This is a genomic window from Njordella calcicola (genome assembly GCF_056494125.1).
In genome coordinates this window covers 1,395,020-1,412,592 of record NZ_CM151396.1, presented here as the reverse complement: position 1 = coordinate 1,412,592, position 17,573 = coordinate 1,395,020, and the positions used below count along the sequence as shown (strand labels likewise).

The following is a 17,573-nucleotide window of genomic DNA, read 5'->3' as shown; positions in this document are numbered from 1 at the left end:
ATGTTGAGAATCATTTGGTTTTGCATCATCGTTTGCGGTATGACTTTGGTTTCGTCGACCGACCTTTCAGCACAGGAAAGTGTCGATAACGCCGCTGCAATGTCCGGTGCAGTCAGTGCCGAACCAACGTCAGCCATCGCGCCGCTGCCAAAAGATGCGGTGAGCTCCCAATCCAATCGAAATCTTGTCTTGATCTCGAGTTTGACAATTTTTGTGCTGGCTGTTTTCGTGGGCTTTGAAGTGATCACCAAAGTGCCACCTACGCTGCATACGCCGCTAATGTCTGGTTCAAATGCAATCAGTGGCATTACAGTATTGGGTGCAATGATTGTTGCTGGATCTGGCATCGGAGGCTTTTCAGCCATGCTTGGGATGCTGGCTGTGGTCTTGGCGATGATCAACGTGGTTGGAGGATTCTTAGTTACACGTCGCATGTTGCTGATGTTCAAGAAGCGATAAACGTGTTAGATAAACCGCAACGCACTTTAAGCAGACTATAATTTATGGCCATCATCTCGCTGACTTACCTGATCGCTTCCGTTTTATTGATTGTCGGCCTCAAGCAAATGTCGCATCCGCGCTCTGCAGCGCGAGGCATTGTAATTGCAGCCTTTGGGATGGGACTGGCGATCTGCATCACTTTACTGGATAGAACAATCGGTGGTTATGTTTACATCGCGTTTGGCTTGATTGTTGGAGCGGCGGTAGGTGCGACTCTGGCTCTCCGTGTCCAAATGACATCGATGCCGCAGTTGGTTGGATTACTCAATGGACTAGGAGGAGCCGCATCGACGCTGGTGGCTTGGGCAGACCTGATTCAAAATGGAGAGCACCATGCGGCTGATAGCTTGATCGCCATCGGTTTGTCTTGCTTGATCGGTACCGTAACTTTTTGGGGAAGCTTGGTTGCCTATGCCAAGCTCGAAGAGTTCAAGCAGTTCAAGAAACCTTTTAGCTTTCCGTATCAACCGCTGATTAATGGAGCGATTCTGTTGGTAGCTCTGATGTGCATTGTTCCGTTGGTCCAATCAGAGGCCTTGTGGTCCGCGAATTTAGCCTACATCGCTATCATTGTACTGGCCTCTGCGCTGGGAGTCTTGTTGGTCCTCCCTATTGGCGGTGCGGATATGCCGGTCGTAATTTCCCTGATGAATTCCTATTCAGGACTTGCTGCTGCCGCGACGGGCTTTGTCATCGACAACAATGCGTTGATTATCGCAGGCTCGTTGGTGGGCGCTTCCGGAATCATTCTTACGCAGATCATGTGCAAAGCGATGAATCGTTCGCTGACCAACGTTTTGTTTGGGTCCATGGCGTCAACTGGCGCTGCGACTGCGGATGATGACGTCTATGCGAATGTCCGGAGCACCAGTGCTGATGATATCGCGATGATCTTGGATGGAGCCCAGCGTGTTGTGATTGTCCCCGGTTACGGCATGGCAGTCGCTCAAGCTCAACATGCCGTGCGAGACCTAACGAATCTTCTCGAAAAGCGAGGAGCGCTCGTTGAATTCGCGATCCATCCAGTTGCTGGACGAATGCCAGGCCATATGAACGTTCTTTTGGCGGAAGCAGACATAAGTTACGACAAACTGAAAGAGATGGAAGAAATCAATCCGACCTTAGAGACCGTTGATGTCGCGATTGTGATTGGAGCGAACGATGTCGTGAACCCAGTGGCCAGAACCGACCCCAAAAGTCCAATCGCTGGTATGCCGATCATTGACATCGATAAATGTCGATCGGTGATCGTCATTAAACGCAGCTTGAGCCCCGGCTTTGCCGGTATCCCCAACCCGTTGTTCGCAGCCCCTAACACCTTGATGTTCTACGCCGACGGTCAACAAGCAGTCATGGAGATTACCAAGGCGGTTAAGGAATTATGAAAGCAGTTGTCATCCGAGAATTTGGAGGGCTTGTGGAGGTCGCTGAAGTTCCTGACCCTTCTCCTGAAGTTGATGGCGTCGTTGTGCAAGTTGAGGCGACTGGAATTTGCCGCAGCGACTGGCACGCTTGGCAAGGGCATGACCCTGACATTAAGGACCTGCCTCATGTGCCAGGGCACGAACTAGCAGGCCGAATCGTCGCGATTGGCTCAGGCGTCCGGCGCTGGCGGGTTGGCGAGCGGGTGACGGTTCCATTTGCGGCCGGTTGCGGTGCATGCGATAGCTGTAAACTTGGGGACACACATGTTTGCGACCATCAGTATCAACCAGGCTTTACCGGTTGGGGCTCGTTTGCTCAGTTCGTTGCCCTGCGCTATGCCGACTTGAATTTGGTACCTATTCCGGAATCGGTCAGCAGCCCAACCGCGGCCAGCTTGGGATGCCGATTCTCGACAGCTTATCGCGCAGTCATGCAACAAGCGCGCTGCCGCGAGGGGCAGTGGCTGACTGTGTTTGGTTGCGGTGGTGTTGGACTTTCAGCCATCATGATTGCCAAAGCGCATGGTGTGCAAACGATCGCCGTGGACATCCGCGACGAAGCGTTGGCCACAGCGAAACACCATGGTGCGGACATCATTATCAACAGCAAACAAACAGACGATTTGCCGGCTGTGATTCACGACTTAACGCAGGGTGGATCGCACGCCACCATCGATGCCATCGGCAACTCCAAAGTGGTCATGGACGCAGTACTCTCGCTGCGTAAACGAGGCAAACACGTACAAGTAGGCCTGATGACGGGCCGCGATATTATTGCGCGATTGCCGATGGCGCGAATCATTGCTTGGGAATTGGAAGTCCTGGGAAGCCATGGATTACCGATCGGCGGCTTCGAAGAGTTGATGCAGTTAACCGTGGATAGTAAACTTGATCCCAGTAGCTTGATTACGAGAACAGTTGGCCTAGACCAAACCCCCGCAGTGCTATCGGCTATGACTAGTTTTGAAGATACCGGAATCGTCATGGTCCACCCGTAGCATCGTGCCACCGCGACCGTTAAGAGGAATTGATCTGATGAAATACTTCGCTGCTTTCCTGATAGGACTTTCGGCCACCACCTCAATGCTGGCAGAGGACCCCACCAGCGAGCACTGGAAAAGTGTTTCTCAGTGGTTAGAGCCGCAGATTGAAGAAGTCGTCAGAACTTATGTTGACTTCCATTCTTCACCGGAGCTGTCATTCCAAGAAGCACGGACCTCGGAGAAATTCGCCGATCACCTTCGTAAATCAGGTTATGACGTAACTCAGCAAGTCGGCGGGTATGGAGTGGTAGCAGTATTGAGCAACGGGCAAGGGCCAACGGTCATGCTTCGAAGCGACCTGGATGGACTGCCTGTCACAGAGACCACGCCGTTACCATTTCTTTCTAAGGTCACAGTGGCTTTGCCGGACGGTAGCACCACGGGAGTTATGCACGCTTGTGGGCATGACGTTCACATGACGAATTTGCTAACGGTGGCCGATTTCCTAGCTCAGCACAAACAGCTATGGTCAGGTACATTATTGCTGATCGGCCAACCGGCGGAAGAACGCGGATCTGGAGCCCGCGCGATGCTGAAAGATGGATTATTCACGAAGTACCCCAAACCTGATTTTGCAATTGCTTTTCACTGCGCAGGGGAGTTTGAAGCAGGAAAAATCAAGGTCATTTCGGGACCTGCTTTTGCAAATGTGGATAGCGTTGATATTGTGGTGAAAGGTCGAGGCGGGCATGGTTCAGCACCTCATACTACAATCGACCCAATTGTCCAAGCAGCCGACTTAGTCATGTCCCTGCAAACGATAGTTAGCCGTGAAATCAAACCCTCACAACCTGCAGTCGTTACTGTCGGGTCAATTCATGGCGGTACCAAACACAACATCATTGGTAACGATTGTCGCCTGCAACTCACGGTTCGTAGCTACACCGACGATGTTAGGCAAAAGGTCTTGTCCGCCATCCAGCGCAAGGCAGAAGCGATAGCCAAAGCATACGATGCACCGATGCCTGAGGTGACCTTTAGCGAAGGTACCCCGTCGCTGGATAACAATGACGAGCTTGCCTCAAGGATGAAGTCTGTGTTTGGCGAAGTGCTCGGGCCTGAAAATGTCTTATCTGATGAGCCCAGCATGGGCGGTGAAGACTTCAGTGAATTTGGTTTAGCCGGAGTTCCGATTTTGATGTATCGCGTGGGAACCGTTCACCCCGAACGAATGGAGAAGTTCACTCGCTTGCAAGCCAATCCGCCTTCACTTCACAGCAGCGATTACTACCCAGACTTTGAGCGTACCATCTACGTTTCGGTCGCCACGATGACCGCTGCGGTTCTTGATTTGATGAAAAAGCCGTAAGCTAAAGATCCGAGAGAGCTTGCGGTGGGAAAGCTGTTCGCAGAGCATTGAGCACTGCGACGACGTCGATCAACTCTTGACCAATGGCCCCCGCTGTTGGTGGCAGCCAACCAAACGCTGCCAAGAACATCCCAACGATACTCAACGTCATTCCACCAACCGCACTTTGCAGGGCGATGGAACGCATGCGATGGCCGATATGCAGGAACTCATCTAGCTTCGTTAACGAAGAATCCATGATAACCGCCCCAGCCGCCTCACTAGTGACGTCGCTGTGCTGGCCAAACGCAATACCAACTGACGCGGCTGTAAGAGCTGGTGCGTCGTTGATTCCATCGCCGACGTACAATGTTTTTCGCAGAGCGGTTTCTTGTTGAACGATATGCAGCTTTTCTTCGGGACTTTTTTCTGCGTAAACTTCTTTGATGCCCACTTGGTCTGCCAAGTATTGAACCTCTGAGAGCCGGTCGCCTGACAGCAGGACGACGCGATCGAAACTATGTTTAGGACCTAGATGTCGAATAAAGGATTCGCCATCGCTTCTGGGTGCATCGCGAAAGCGCAGAGTGGCTGCATATTGGTCATCAATCAACACGACGCATTCCAATCCACCAGCCAGCGGAGGTAGCAAGTGAATGAGTTCTGGCGCTTGGGCTTGCAGCTTATTGCGACTCGTAATTTGAACTCGTCGCCCTTCGACCAACCCGGTCATGCCACGGCCTGGCGGTTCGCTGATTTCGGTTGCAGATTGGTATGCGATGTTTCTTGATTTTGCGGCCTGAATAATAGCGGATGATAATGGATGCTTTGAGTATTGTTCCAGGCTTGCTGCAAACCTTAGCACCGCACTGGAATCCCAATCCACTGCCGACAGAACTTCCGTCACGGCTGGCTTGCCATAAGTCAACGTGCCAGTCTTGTCCAAAATCATGACTTGGCATTTTGGAGCCTGCTCTAAAACAGCAGGATCTCGGATAATGATGGAACGCTTTGCCGCCAATGAAATCGATCCAATGATGGCGACGGGAATGGCAATCAGGAGCGGGCAAGGCGTCGCCACGACCAACACAGCGAGGAAACGCACGGCATCCCCGGAAGCCATCCATGCTGCGCAGGCAATGACGATCGCAATTGGCGTGTAGATTGCTCCTAACTGGTCTCCTAATCGGCGAATCTGCGGTCGATATTGCTGCGAGGACTTCATGACCTCCATGATCTTGGCATACCGGGAATCGATCGCTCGCTTGTCGGCACGAATCGTCAAAGCCGACTCACCATTGATCGCCCCCGAAAGTACTTGCGAGCCAGGAGCTTTGGAGGCGTCGTAGGGTTCACCCGTCAAATAGGATTCATCCATGCCCCCTTGGCCTTCGAGAACCGTGCCATCGACGGGACAAGTCTCGTGCGGAAAAACGACGATGGTTTCGCCGATTGCAATCTGTTCTATCAGGATATCTTCGAGGCTCCCATTCTGTTTGCGGTGCGCAGTGGATGGAATCCGAGCAGCCAGGGCCTCAAGCACTGAGGACGCGCTGCGAACCGCATATGCCTCGATCGCTTCTCCTCCTGAGAGCATTAGCACGACCAAAGCACCTGCCAGGTACTCACCTAGAATTAGCGAAGTGACGATTGAGATTCCCGCCAAGATATCGGAGCCGAACTCACGCCGGATCGCCTTCTGAATCAACCCCCAGACCAACGGCAAACCGCCGCCGATCAATGCCACCCATAACGGCAAATCATAGACTCTCGCATCGGTCGTCAAACCAAAACGCAGAATCAGGTGTAGAACAATCGCAATGGTAGCCAGCGCGGCAATTGCATTATGCAGATTCCTCAACCAAAGCCATACATTATTCATTCGCATCCAACTTCTATCGACGACTGCTAACACTTTCATCTTCACGTGATATAATCGAAAGTGCCGTCGGCATTATAGAGCAAACGCAACGGGGCTTCGCATTCAAAGGTCGATCCATGAAGAATCATTCGCCACAATTTTTGAAAATCGCCAGCGAGGCACAGGCCAAGGTTCAGCATTGCTCGGTCGACGATGTAAAGCAGGCGATCGACGCACAAGACGACTTTACATTGATTGATGTTCGCGAGGAAAGTGAGTTTGCGGCTGGAAAATTACCAGGTGCTATTCATCTTAGCAAAGGCGTAATTGAACGGGACATTGAAAAAACTATCCCCGATGCGAACCGCAAACTGATCCTGTATTGCGGCGGTGGTTTCCGTTCGGCGATGGCAGCCGACAACTTAGGGAAGATGGGCTACACCAACGTGCATTCGATGGATGGCGGTTGGACGGCGTGGAAGAACGCTGATTTTCCAACAGAGTAAATTCGCATAGCGCATGACTCAATTGCCAGCCACCACACATCCACCCCCGAAGCCATTTGCCACAATCCTGCTCTATGGCATCCAAGGTTGCTTGTTCATTGCATTGGCCGCCACAGCAGGCCTGCGTTGGCTCTCCTTCGACTGGCTAAAGCGACAGTTAGATTCGTTTGCTGGCGACGGTTCAGCAGACGCATTCACACTAGAGATTTATCAGCAGACCCAATCTGCTCTGCTGGTCGCCTTCATCGTTCTATTAGTGATGATCTCTGGTATCCACATCAGTCGCAGGGCAGTCAAATATTTTATCGCCGCCCGTTGGAATGATGCGACACTAAACATCAAAGAGCTTAGGCAAAGCGCGTATCGTCTCAGCGGTTGGGTGCTCCCAGTCTGTATCGCAATCACATCGCTCTATGCATTAATTGCGTTTCAATTTATGGACGAGCCGATTCGCTATGACGAAGCACACACCTATCTCAATTACGTCGCTCCTCCGGTCTTCATCACGGTTACCCGCTACGACGCACCAAACAATCACGTCTTGCATTCGTTGTTTGCCAAGGCGAGTATCGCACTGTTTGGAGACACGGTGACCACGTTGCGATTACCCGCATTCATCGCCGCGTGTAGCTTAGTTTTTATCATGTGTTTGGCGGGCTGGCTCTTTATCCACCCTGCGGTCGGTATTGGCAGCGCACTGTTGTTGGCAGCCAACCCCACTTTTGTGGAGGCCGCCTCCAACGCCCGTGGGCATGTGCTGAGTGTTCTGCTTTTAACAAAAGCTCTGCTGCTAATGGAACTCAGCTTTCGCAGTCGCAGGCCTTTCTGGCCGTTGCTGTTGTTTTCTGTACAAACCGGTCTTGCGCTGTATACGGTGCCGACCGCGATCTACGGCGTCTTTGCGTTAACCGCTTGGGGAACCACACGTTTTGTCTTGGACGCCAGAGCGTACGACAGACCGTTGAGGACGGAACAACGACATGTGAGTTGGATAAGTCGCTATTTTCCAAATTCCGTGCTGCTTGGGATCCTTCGTTTAGCGATCGCTGTCGTCTCAGGAATCGTCATTGCGGTTGCCCTCTATTTACCTATCATTCTCGCCAATTCACGCGGGCAAGTCGCTGGAGTGGTGGTCGCTAGTCGAAAACCGATAGCTGAACTGTTTGGTCAGTTGCCTAGTTACGTATGGGAACTTTGGCAGTATTTCCATTGGGAGATTCCTTGGGCCATTCAGATTATGCTGCTTAGCGCAAGCACCGTCTACTTGGTATTTTTATTCCGATTCCGCAAGTCCGATGGCCATGAACTTGAGGTACGCGGTTGGCGAATTACTGGTGCGGCAACCCTTTTCAGCATTTTGGCAACATGCATCCTAAGCCTAGTGCACGGTACATTACCGCCACTGCGTGTACTTATCTTCCTGATGCCACTTACGAGCGTCATGTCGATTGCAGGCGTATTCCTGATGTCGAAATTCTTGAATAGCAAACAGCAAGCGATCTTGACCGTGGGTTTAGCTTCAATGTTCTTCCTTTACCAGACGACGCAAACTTTCGTCACCCAAGCGATCCATCATTCTGATCGACACGCCACAGTCCGTCAGGCAGAGCAGATTGCGCAGTGGCTGTCAGAGAATGCGAATGCAAAACAGCCCATCATTGCGGTAACACCCGAGTCCGCGTCGATCGTTTACTTCTTCCATCAAAATCGATGGTCTTTAGACCACTTCTTTGTCCCAGGCTTGGGAAAAACCAATGATGACAACGCCTTATTGTTGACCAACGATGATTTTGGCCAAACGCCTTTTAGCGTCTTACAACAGTTGCAGTTGGACGAGCTATTCGAGGTTGACTCAGCGGTTGAGCTAACTAAGCTCGACCAAACCAGAATTTGGAGACTTGAGGGCAAGTAGAATCTCAGACTAAAAGCGACCGACGCGGAAACGATACCCAGCCGCAGGGAAGCTCCCTTGTTCACCAGCATCTACAGAATGCGATAATGCCGTACCATGCCGATAACCGAGCGACTTGAGTCGATTCCAAAGCCAGATCGTGTTTCTGTCGAAGAGTTGTTTCAAAAGATGGAGCAACCCGTGGCATTTGTAGGCAACGGCGTGATTAGCGACGACTACGGTGAGCTGATTGACAGCCATGCGACGGTAATACGATGCAACAACTTTCGGTTAGCAGGATTCGAAAAGCAGGTGGGTACGCGCATCACTCACTGGTGCATCCACGGCAAAGTAGATGCCGTACCTTTTATGCCTAGCTGGAAACGATGGATCGTGAGCCGTTTTAACCGCTTTCGATTGTTGGGAGTTTACCCCAACGCGTATGTCAAAGAGCAGACGATTTGCTTTATGCCAAAGGCGTTTGAGTCACTCGCCGTCGAAGCTTGTCAAAAGCATCTCAATCTCCAACTTCATTGCGTCCGAGACGCTTCGCTTTTGTATCCGATCTATGAAGTGTCACATGCTGCGACAACCGGCTTTACTGCGCTATACATTTTGGTCCAGTTTGTTCCGATGGTCAGTGTGTTTGGCTTCAGTGGTTTAAAAGGCGGTCACTACAGCGACCCGAGGCACACGCACAACCCTCGGCATTTGGTCGGTGCTGCTCGAGAGCTAGAACTCATCAAGGCGTCGCAGCGTGTCCGCTTCTATGCATAGTAGTGCGGGTGCGGCACGAGCGATTCTTTCAAACTGACAGACGGCTGCACGAAGCTATTGACCCGGGCACCAACAGATGCCCCGATTTGTTATACTTATCCGGTAGAACCGCAATAACCTGATTCATAGGAGATAGTAATGAATATGTTTTCGATGCCCTGGAAACTCGCTTGTACGCTGCTTGCCTTGGTGCTTTACCCGAGTTGGCACGTCTCGGAAGCGAAAGGCGAGTCAGACTCCACCACGGTGATGACTTACAACATTCGCTTGAATACTGCTTCTGACAAACAAGATGCTTGGCCTAATCGGGCGAGCAAAGTCATCGAGACGATAGCACAAGCCGATACGGTTGGCCTGCAGGAAGTGCTCAAAGGTCAGCTTGATGACATTATTAAAGGCTTACCCGAGTATGAACATTTTGGCGCGGGACGCGATGACGGTCAAGAAAAGGGCGAGTATGTGCCCATCTTCTTCAAGCGAGAGCGTTTTGAGAAAACGGATGGTGGTCACTTTTGGTTGAGTGAATCGCCAGAATATCCTGGCAGCAAAAGCTGGGATACCGCGATCACTCGGATGGTGACCTGGGTGGTTCTAAAAGACAAAACCAACAACAAACAATTCGTACACATGAATACCCACTTCGATCATATGGGCAAAGTTGCCCGGCTAGAAAGCGCGAAGCTGATTCGCAAAAGAGCTGCCGAACTTCATCCAGAATTGCCTTTGGTCCTTACCGGCGATTTCAACTGCAATCCTACTTCGGAACCTTATCAAGAGATGGCCAGTGAGGAAGGCGCTGCGATCCAACTGAAAGACACGCTCAGCGGGTACACGGCCAAAGACGGTCAACCTGAAGGCACTTGGAACAGCTTCAAGAAAATTGAGCCCAACCGCATCGACTTCATTTTTATCGCCCGGGGTTTCACTCAAGTTTCCGCTGAGATTCTTGATCCGAAAACGGACACAGGGCGTTTCGCCAGTGACCATCAACCGGTAGTCGCTGTATTGCAGTTGCCCAAGTAAATTCACTTGACTGCCCAAACAACTCGTATTTTTTTAAAGCAACGTTTCCTTCCTTCTAATTAGATTGAGTATCGCTATGAAGTTTCAATTGACTGATTTCCTTGCCGCATGCATGAGCGTGGCCTTGCTGATCGTGCCGCAAGCCTTTCTACAAGCTCAGGGCTTTACCCCAACACCTGAACTCCAGAAGCTGATTGCAACAGCCAAAGTTGAATTGGTGACGGATCAGTGCAGGTTTACCGAAGGCCCAGCGGCCGATGTCGCGGGACGCGTTCTGTTTACCGACCAACCAAACAATCGCATTATGTTGATTGACTTGGAAGGTAACGTCTCAACTTTTCTAGAGGATGCTGGACGATCCAACGGCATGTACTTCGACAGTGAATGGAACTTGATCACTTGTGCGGATGAAAAAAATGAACTGTGGATGATCCGCGGAGACGGCTCGCACGAAGTCTTACTGAAAGATCCAGACGGCACGAAACTTAACGGACCAAACGACCTTTGGATTTCAAAGGACGATGTCATTTATTTCACCGACCCATTCTACAAGCGCGAGTGGTGGGAGCATAACAAAGCGCCGCGAGAGACGCGGGGCTTGTATCAATGCCAGATTGACGGCAGTGAATTAAAGCTACTAGATGGCGAATTCAAACAGCCCAACGGAATTATTGGCGATTCCAAGAGTTCGCTGCTTTATGTGGCAGATATCAATGACAATAAGATTTACGTCTACCCGTTGAAAGCGGATGGTTCGCTGGGAGAACGAAAACTGTTCTGCGAAGAGCCCAGTGACGGGATGACGATCGATGAACAGGGCAATATCTACTTGACCAACAGCCAAGGAGTCTGTGTTTATTCACCAGATGGGACAAAGCTTGGTGTCATTCCAACAGGCAAGCGTTGGACGGCCAACGTCTGCTTTGGAGGAAAAGACTTTAAGACGCTTTTCATCACAGCTTCTGACAGCGTCTTTAGTGTAAAGATGAATGTCAGTGGCAAGCGTTAATACGCATTGTTCACGTCGAAGTGGAAGTGACCTGGAACGATTCATTCAGCTTTACGATTTGATCGACGCTTAATTGTTCAGCACGAACGTCAGGCGACAACCCTTCGCGTTGAAGCAACTCTTGCACATCCACAGCCAAACCAGCTTGCTTTGCAAACGCGGCAAGCTGGCCTTTGACTGTCTTTCTGCGATGGGCAAACATCGCTTTCACCAATTCATGAAAGCGATTTACATCGCCTAAGCGACTTCGCAGCGTGTCGTTGCGAACAATCCTCAGGACAGCCGAGTCAACATTTGGTTTTGGCCAGAAGACGTGGGGCGGCAACTTTCGAATAATAGTGCAATCGGACTGCGATTGCAGCCAGACCGATAATGCACCGTAGTCATTGGTCGATGGCTTGGCGACAATTCGTTCGGCGAGCTCCAACTGAATCGTGACCACCATTTGAGTTGGGGGATCGGGCAGTGCAAAAAGGTTAGCAATCAAGGGCGTCGCAATATTGTAGGGAAGATTCGCCACGAGTTTCCACTGGCCATCGTTTAACTGCGAACGCTTCTGCTCAATCAGCTCTAAAATAAGAGGGTTAACTTCATGCTTGGACGCCAGGGCGTCGCATTTCAACAGCGTGACATGAGGATATTCTTCTAATTCTTCGGCCGCGATCTCCTGCATGAATGGGTCGAGTTCTACAGTCACCACTTGCCCGGCAAGCTCCGCAATGTGACTGGTCAACGAGCCAGTTCCCGTGCCCACTTCCAAGACGATGTCTTGCGAGGAAAGCTCGGCGGACCGGGCAATAAGCTCGATCAAGTTCAAGTCGATCAAGAAGTTTTGGCCGAACCGCCGTTGCGGTTTTGTCCCAGCCAGCCCGAGGCGATTAGTGAGATAAGAAACTGTATGGCGGTTTTTCATGCGGACCTATGAAACGTCGGGAACGGAAAAGCCCGCACGATTTGTTATGGGTATATGCCAGTTAAGATTTTAACTGAAATTGGAGCAACCGCTGAACATACTTGGCAATGACATCGGTTTCTAGATTTACGGGATCCCCCGGGCGAAGCCGCCCCAAATTGGTTGCGGCCAAGGTGTGAGGAATCAGAGCAACGCTGAACCAGTTTTCAACCACATCGACAATTGTCAAGCTCACGCCGTTGATCGCAATCGATCCTTTAGGCACTATTTGACCCAAAAACGCGTTGGGAATCGTAAAGCTAAAATCAGACCACTCATCGTGGTTTAGGCGTGATCGCACGGTTCCCACACAGTCTATATGCCCGCTGACTATATGGCCACCCAAACGATCGGAAAGCCTCATCGCTCGTTCAAAGTTCACTAGCTGGCCAACGCGATATTTCCCCAGACTGGTTTTCGCAAGAGTTTCGGAGCCTGCTTGAAAAGTCAACTCGCCAGCGTCGATCTTTGTCACAGTCAAGCAACAACCATCGATCGAGATACTTTCACCCAGTTCTACTTCCGAATCGAACTCAGGAAACAGAATGCGTAAGTCTCGCGAATCGATTCCTTCCGCAATGTCGACCACGGAAGCGATACCTTGAACTAATCCAGTGAACATAGCGACTCAATTGAGCGAGTAAGTAAAACAGACATGTATGTCGTAACTAGATTATGGTTCTGCGGCTAGGGCGCTGCGCGGTGGGAAGCGTTTAATGTCCTGTATTCACGCGCGGCTTCGATTTGAGTTGCTCTTCGTCGACTTCCGCTTGTGGAATCCATTGTGGCAGGTAGCCTCCCGCGAGCATGCCGACCAGAGCGCCCGCCAAACCAATCAATTGCGGAGGAATCAACTGAAACGTCGTTGGCGTTGCGTCTGCGGCAGGTTGCAAAGCTTCAGCATTGAGCCAACAGAGCATTCCCAATGCGATTGAAAAAATCGCAGCCTGTGTGGTGGCCCTCTTCCAGTAAACACCGAAGGCCAATGGAATAAACGCTCCCACCAAAGTCACTTTATAGGCGTTCTGAACCATCTCATACATGGTGCTGGTAGAGTTAAGAGCCACAATGGTTGCGCATAGCGAAAAAACCACAAGGATCGATCTTAGCGTTTTCAGCATCAATTGATCGTTCATCTTGAAGATTGGCTGCAGCACGTTTTCGGTAAAAAGGCTTGAAGGTGCTAACAGAGTTCCACTGGCCGTGGATAGAATCGCCGAAAGCAAAGCACCGAAGAACAGGATCTGGGCAGCGATCGGTGTTCGATTAAGAATCAATTCCGGCAAAATTCGTTGGATCTCGCGACTATCTTCGCTACCAAACAGCTTCATGTAGTTTGGGTCAATCACAACGGCGGCGTAGGCGATGAACATCGGGATAAAAGCGAAAATGAAATAGAAGCCCCCGCCCATGAGTGTTCCGATGACCGCAGTTCGTTCGTTCTTGGCGCTAGTAACGCGTTGAAAAACGTCTTGTTGAGGAATCGAACCGAACGCGAATGTAATAAAGGCCCCTATAAAAAGCATCCAATTCCCGAATGCACCTTCGCCGGCCATGTCAGGAAAAAGCTGGAACTTCCCCGCCTCTCTGGCGTGCGAAATTACGTTCCCAAATCCGCCAGCTTGGCCGCTTAAGATCCACGCGACAATAAACAGTCCAATCACGATTGCGGCAGTTTGAATCAAGTCCGTTAAGGCCACGGACCACATCCCACCGAAGATAGTGTAGATCGTGACCACAACCGAACCGATAATGATACCTTGGCTCAGCGTGATGGCTGGGTCGGTGGAGATTTGGTCCATGGTTAGGCCACTGTTGCCAAGCACGAAAATGACCAAGCCAAGGGCAGTCATCTGGGCTGATGTCCAGCCGAGATAGGAAATAGTGATCGCCACGGACGTGAATACTTCAACGACCTTACCGTACTTCTTGTGATAGAAGTCACCGATGGTCAGCAGGTCCATCCGATAGAAAGCGCGAGCGAAAAACAGAGCGACCAACGTCAAACACAGGGCGGCTCCGAACGGGTCACCGGAAACCCCTTGCAGCCCGTCTTTCGCGAAAGTTGCGGAGATGGAAAGTAGCGTTTCCGCTCCAAACCAAGTAGCAAACACGCAAGCGAAGTTCATGTAGAGCGGTAAGGATCGCCCCGCCACCATGAAGTCTTTGGACCCGTGAACCCTAGTCGCCGCGTACAAACCAATGCTGACCGTTATCAACATGTAGATAATGATTGCGACGATCAGCATTCCGCACACTCCAATCCAAAACGATAAAACCGCTAATTCGCTGGAAACCACGCGGTGTGCATCTTAGCAAACAGAATTTGGCTGAAAATGCCAAGCTGCCAACTTCTGCTACCGTCGGTTCCATTTTTGCTTGACGAGCCACCCGCAGGTCTCTGAACGAACCCCACGCGTCTGATTGACAGTTAGACCAGCGTCCTTCATTCTTTAAGCCACTTGAGCCAACGCAACTGGCCCAAACATGGCTCGCTCTATAAGCTTGTGCAGTGCGTGCTCCTTCCCCCAGCAGAAGTCCCCAACCGTTATTCGCGTGCGAATTCAAATACAAAATCCGACGTTAGTTTGGCCGAGCCAAGTCGGAAATTCGGTGGTCGAGCATGTCTTGGTCGATAACGGGCGACTGCTTTCCGTCGGCGGAACGCTGCCCTTCACGCACAGGCATTCTCCGGACGACCGCGTCATTGACGCCAGCGACTGCGTCTTGATGCCCAACGGCGTCGACTTGCATACGCATATCGGCGGCGGCAAAGCGAACCTCACGCGGTTGCTGCTGCATGAACGCGACCAAGCAATTCGGCCAAAGTTTACAGGCTCGCACACACGCGGGCTTAGTTCGCCGATGCCCAGCACGCTGGAAACTGGGCTACGATATCTGCAGTTGGGCTATACGGCGTGCTTTGAGCCCGCGATAGTCCCCAGTGGTGCGCGTCAAGCTCACTGCGAGATGATTGACACCCCTCTTCTCAGCACCGGCGGCTATGTGCTTTTGGGCAATGACGAGCTGTTGTTGGACCGACTTTCACATGGGGCTGGCGATGACGAGGTACGTGACTACGTGGCCTGGATATTGCGAGCAACCCAGTGCGTGGCAGTGAAGGTTGTCAACGCTGGCGGGATTAGCGCTTTCAAGTACAACCAACGCGAGATGGACTTGGAGACGCCGCATGTGCATTGGAAGATTACACCGCGTCTGATCTTAGCTCGTTTGGCAAAAGCCATCGACCAACTGGCGCTGCCCCATCCGCTGCATGTGCATTGCAGTAATTTGGGTATGGCAGGCAACATCGCTTCGACACTGGCAACTATTGATGCGGTGGCAGGTCATCGGCTGCATTTGACGCATGCGCAGTTCCATGCGTACGGTTCGGAAGGACCTTTCGGCTTTAGTTCGGCCGCATCCCAATTGGCCGATCGCGTCAATCGTCAGCCAGAGATTTCGATCGATGTTGGCCAAGTTTTTTTTGGACAAACCGCGACTTTGTCGGCCGACACAATGCATCAATTTCGCAATCGGCGGCTGGCTCGTCCGCGGAAGTACATCTTCCAGGATGCGGATTGCCAAGCGGGTTGCGGTGTGCTGCCGTTTCGCTATCGAGAAGATCAATTTGTCAATGCGTTGCAATGGGCAATTGGCCTGGAGTTGTTCCTGCTGGTGAAGAATCCTTGGCAAGTGTTTCTGACGACAGACCACCCCAATGGGGCTCCGTTTACTGCTTACCCGCATTTGATCAAATTATTGATGAGTTATGATTTCCGTATGGAGATCTTGGAGCAACTCCATCCTGAGGTTCGAAACTGGACGCAACTGCCCCATTTGAAACGCCAGTACAGTTTGGAAGAGATCGCTATTATTACGCGAAGCGGCGCGGCCAAATCGATGGGCTTGAAAAGTCAATTTGCGTTGACGCAAGGCGCCCCAGCGAACTTCACGCTGTTTCGCAAGGACCGCGATGCAGAAAAGATGTTTGCCGAAGCGGTACTCGTGGTCTCACAAGGACAAATTGTCTGGGAGAATGGACAGCCTACGCACCCAGGCTCCGTAAAGAAATCGATTGTTACCGCAAGCTTACCTGAGCAGCTCCGACTGGCAGGTCCGCTGCAGCAACAGTGGTCGCGTTACCATGCAGTAACCGACAGCGCGTTTTCAATTGCTGATGACGAACTGCTGCGACAGGGCGTCGATATCCTGCCGGTCACTGGTTAGACGCGAGGAAAGGCATAACCGATGCATATCCATGGAATCGAGATCACGGACACGTTTGCGGAAGCCTTTGACATGAAGGCGACAAAAATCGTGATCACGGCGGCAGACAAGATCTGGGCCCGACGCGCCGCGGAGTCTGCCGTCGGCTTTGGCACCAGCGTCATCGGTTGCGGCGCTGAGGCGGGCATAGAGCGCGAGCTTACGGAGCTTGAGACTCCCGATGGTCGCCCGGGAATTGCCGTCTTGATGTGCGCGGTCAGTACATCGGAACTGGAGAAGCAACTGGTCCGGCGTATTGGACAATGCGTTCTGACATGCCCTAGCACGTCTGCCTTCAATGGACTGGACAGCGACAAGAGAATCGCGATGGGTTCGCACGTCCGATACTTTGGAGATGGCCAACAGATCGCCAAGAAGTTCGGCGCAAAACGCTACTGGCGAATCCCTGTCATGGATGGTGAGTTTGTCTGCGAACACTCCGCCGGTGTCAGGGGTGCAGTTGGCGGCGGCAATTTCTTGGTGCTAGCCGAATCGATCACCGGGGCATTACAGGCTTGCGACGCCGCAGTCCGCGCAATCCAAAACGTCCCTGATGTGATTACTCCGTTTCCTGGAGGTGTAGCACGCAGCGGTTCGAAGGTCGGCTCGAAATACAAAAAGCTCAGAGCTTCAACCAATGAGTCATTTTGCCCTACCTTGCGACATCTGCATGGCTCCTTGGTTGGCGAGAACAGCAGCGCAGCCTTGGAACTTGTGATCGACGGACTAACCGCTGAGGGAATTGCGGAAGCGATGCGGGTAGGCATTTTAGCCGCCTGCGAAGTTGGAAGGCACTGTGGCGTGCGACAGATAACCGGAGGAAACTATGGGGGCAAATTGGGCCGCCATCACTTCCATCTGCATCAACTGCTGGGCTAATGACGAGTGGACTTTTCGCGATGTGCCATTGGTAAAATGTGGTGTTTGCAGTATGTTGTGCAGGTGATGAAAAGTTTGTCATTGCGGTTAGCCTGCGACGGCTTTCCTGTTGATAAACACGTAAAATTTCGTTTATTTCTTCCACCAGCA

15 protein-coding genes are annotated in these 17,573 nt (G+C 51.6%); 11 read left to right on the top strand and 4 right to left on the bottom strand.

Translation table 11 applies throughout. The features are described from left to right. Genes SH302x_RS05330 through SH302x_RS05315 form a run of 4 tightly spaced genes read left to right on the top strand, consistent with a single transcriptional unit; the run spans window position 1 to window position 4,277 of the window. A complete protein-coding gene (locus SH302x_RS05330; RefSeq protein ID WP_479367693.1) occupies window positions 1-459 on the top strand; it encodes an NAD(P) transhydrogenase subunit alpha part 2 in 459 nt (152 codons plus the stop codon). Between the two features lie 44 nt (window positions 460-503). Then, window positions 504-1,886: an NAD(P)(+) transhydrogenase (Re/Si-specific) subunit beta gene (locus SH302x_RS05325; RefSeq protein WP_479367692.1), complete on the top strand. Its 1,383-nt coding sequence runs from the start codon at window positions 504-506 to the stop codon at window positions 1,884-1,886. After that, window positions 1,883-2,923, top strand: a complete 1,041-nt coding sequence (locus SH302x_RS05320) for a zinc-dependent alcohol dehydrogenase family protein (RefSeq protein ID WP_479367691.1) — start codon at window positions 1,883-1,885, stop codon at window positions 2,921-2,923. The genes SH302x_RS05325 and SH302x_RS05320 overlap by 4 nt, the downstream gene beginning before the upstream one ends. 37 nt (window positions 2,924-2,960) lie before the next feature. Further along, window positions 2,961-4,277 (top strand): M20 metallopeptidase family protein, encoded by a 1,317-nt coding sequence (locus SH302x_RS05315; RefSeq protein ID WP_479367690.1) that lies wholly within the window; start codon window positions 2,961-2,963, stop codon window positions 4,275-4,277. 1 nt (window position 4,278) lies between these two features. Here SH302x_RS05315 and SH302x_RS05310 read toward each other — a convergent pair whose 3' ends face one another. After that, window positions 4,279-6,138 (bottom strand): heavy metal translocating P-type ATPase, encoded by a 1,860-nt coding sequence (locus tag SH302x_RS05310; protein ID WP_479367689.1) that lies wholly within the window; start codon window positions 6,136-6,138, stop codon window positions 4,279-4,281. A 116-nt stretch (window positions 6,139-6,254) separates the two neighbouring features. On the opposite strand from SH302x_RS05310, the gene SH302x_RS05305 reads away from it, so the two are divergent. The 5 genes from SH302x_RS05305 (at window position 6,255) to SH302x_RS05285 (ending at window position 11,323) form a co-directional block, all read left to right on the top strand. Next, window positions 6,255-6,623 (top strand): rhodanese-like domain-containing protein, encoded by a 369-nt coding sequence (locus SH302x_RS05305; RefSeq protein WP_479367688.1) that lies wholly within the window; start codon window positions 6,255-6,257, stop codon window positions 6,621-6,623. Window positions 6,624-6,636: 13 nt separating this feature from the next. Next, window positions 6,637-8,535, top strand: coding sequence for a glycosyltransferase family 39 protein (locus SH302x_RS05300; RefSeq protein ID WP_479367687.1), 1,899 nt, complete (start codon window positions 6,637-6,639; stop codon window positions 8,533-8,535). A 96-nt stretch (window positions 8,536-8,631) separates the two neighbouring features. Next, window positions 8,632-9,291 carry a glycosyltransferase family 29 protein gene (locus SH302x_RS05295; RefSeq protein WP_479367686.1) on the top strand — a complete coding sequence of 220 codons (660 nt, stop codon included), beginning with the start codon at window positions 8,632-8,634 and terminating at the stop codon, window positions 9,289-9,291. 138 nt (window positions 9,292-9,429) lie between these two features. Next, window positions 9,430-10,314, top strand: coding sequence for an endonuclease/exonuclease/phosphatase family protein (locus SH302x_RS05290; RefSeq protein ID WP_479367685.1), 885 nt, complete (start codon window positions 9,430-9,432; stop codon window positions 10,312-10,314). 76 nt (window positions 10,315-10,390) lie between these two features. After that, window positions 10,391-11,323 (top strand): SMP-30/gluconolactonase/LRE family protein, encoded by a 933-nt coding sequence (locus SH302x_RS05285; RefSeq protein ID WP_479367684.1) that lies wholly within the window; start codon window positions 10,391-10,393, stop codon window positions 11,321-11,323. A gap of 10 nt (window positions 11,324-11,333) precedes the next feature. On the opposite strand, the gene rsmA is transcribed toward SH302x_RS05285, so the two are convergent. The 3 genes from rsmA to SH302x_RS05270 form a co-directional block, all read right to left on the bottom strand. Further along, a complete protein-coding gene (gene rsmA / locus SH302x_RS05280; protein WP_479367683.1) occupies window positions 11,334-12,236 on the bottom strand; it encodes a 16S rRNA (adenine(1518)-N(6)/adenine(1519)-N(6))-dimethyltransferase RsmA in 903 nt (300 codons plus the stop codon). A gap of 61 nt (window positions 12,237-12,297) precedes the next feature. After that, entirely contained in the window at window positions 12,298-12,897 is a 600-nt protein-coding gene (locus tag SH302x_RS05275; RefSeq protein WP_479367682.1) for a riboflavin synthase, read from the bottom strand. A gap of 91 nt (window positions 12,898-12,988) precedes the next feature. Beyond that, a complete protein-coding gene (locus SH302x_RS05270; protein ID WP_479367681.1) occupies window positions 12,989-14,524 on the bottom strand; it encodes a high affinity choline transporter 1 in 1,536 nt (511 codons plus the stop codon). Between the two features lie 307 nt (window positions 14,525-14,831). Here SH302x_RS05270 and SH302x_RS05265 point away from each other — a divergent pair, with 307 nt between their 5' ends. Together SH302x_RS05265 and fhcD are read left to right on the top strand one after the other, a co-directional pair. After that, complete coding sequence (locus SH302x_RS05265) at window positions 14,832-16,505, top strand: formylmethanofuran dehydrogenase subunit A (protein ID WP_479367680.1); 1,674 nt, start codon at window positions 14,832-14,834, stop codon at window positions 16,503-16,505. Window positions 16,506-16,526: 21 nt separating this feature from the next. Beyond that, window positions 16,527-17,423 (top strand): formylmethanofuran--tetrahydromethanopterin N-formyltransferase, encoded by an 897-nt coding sequence (fhcD, locus tag SH302x_RS05260; RefSeq protein ID WP_479367679.1) that lies wholly within the window; start codon window positions 16,527-16,529, stop codon window positions 17,421-17,423. Window positions 17,424-17,573 lie beyond the last annotated feature (150 nt).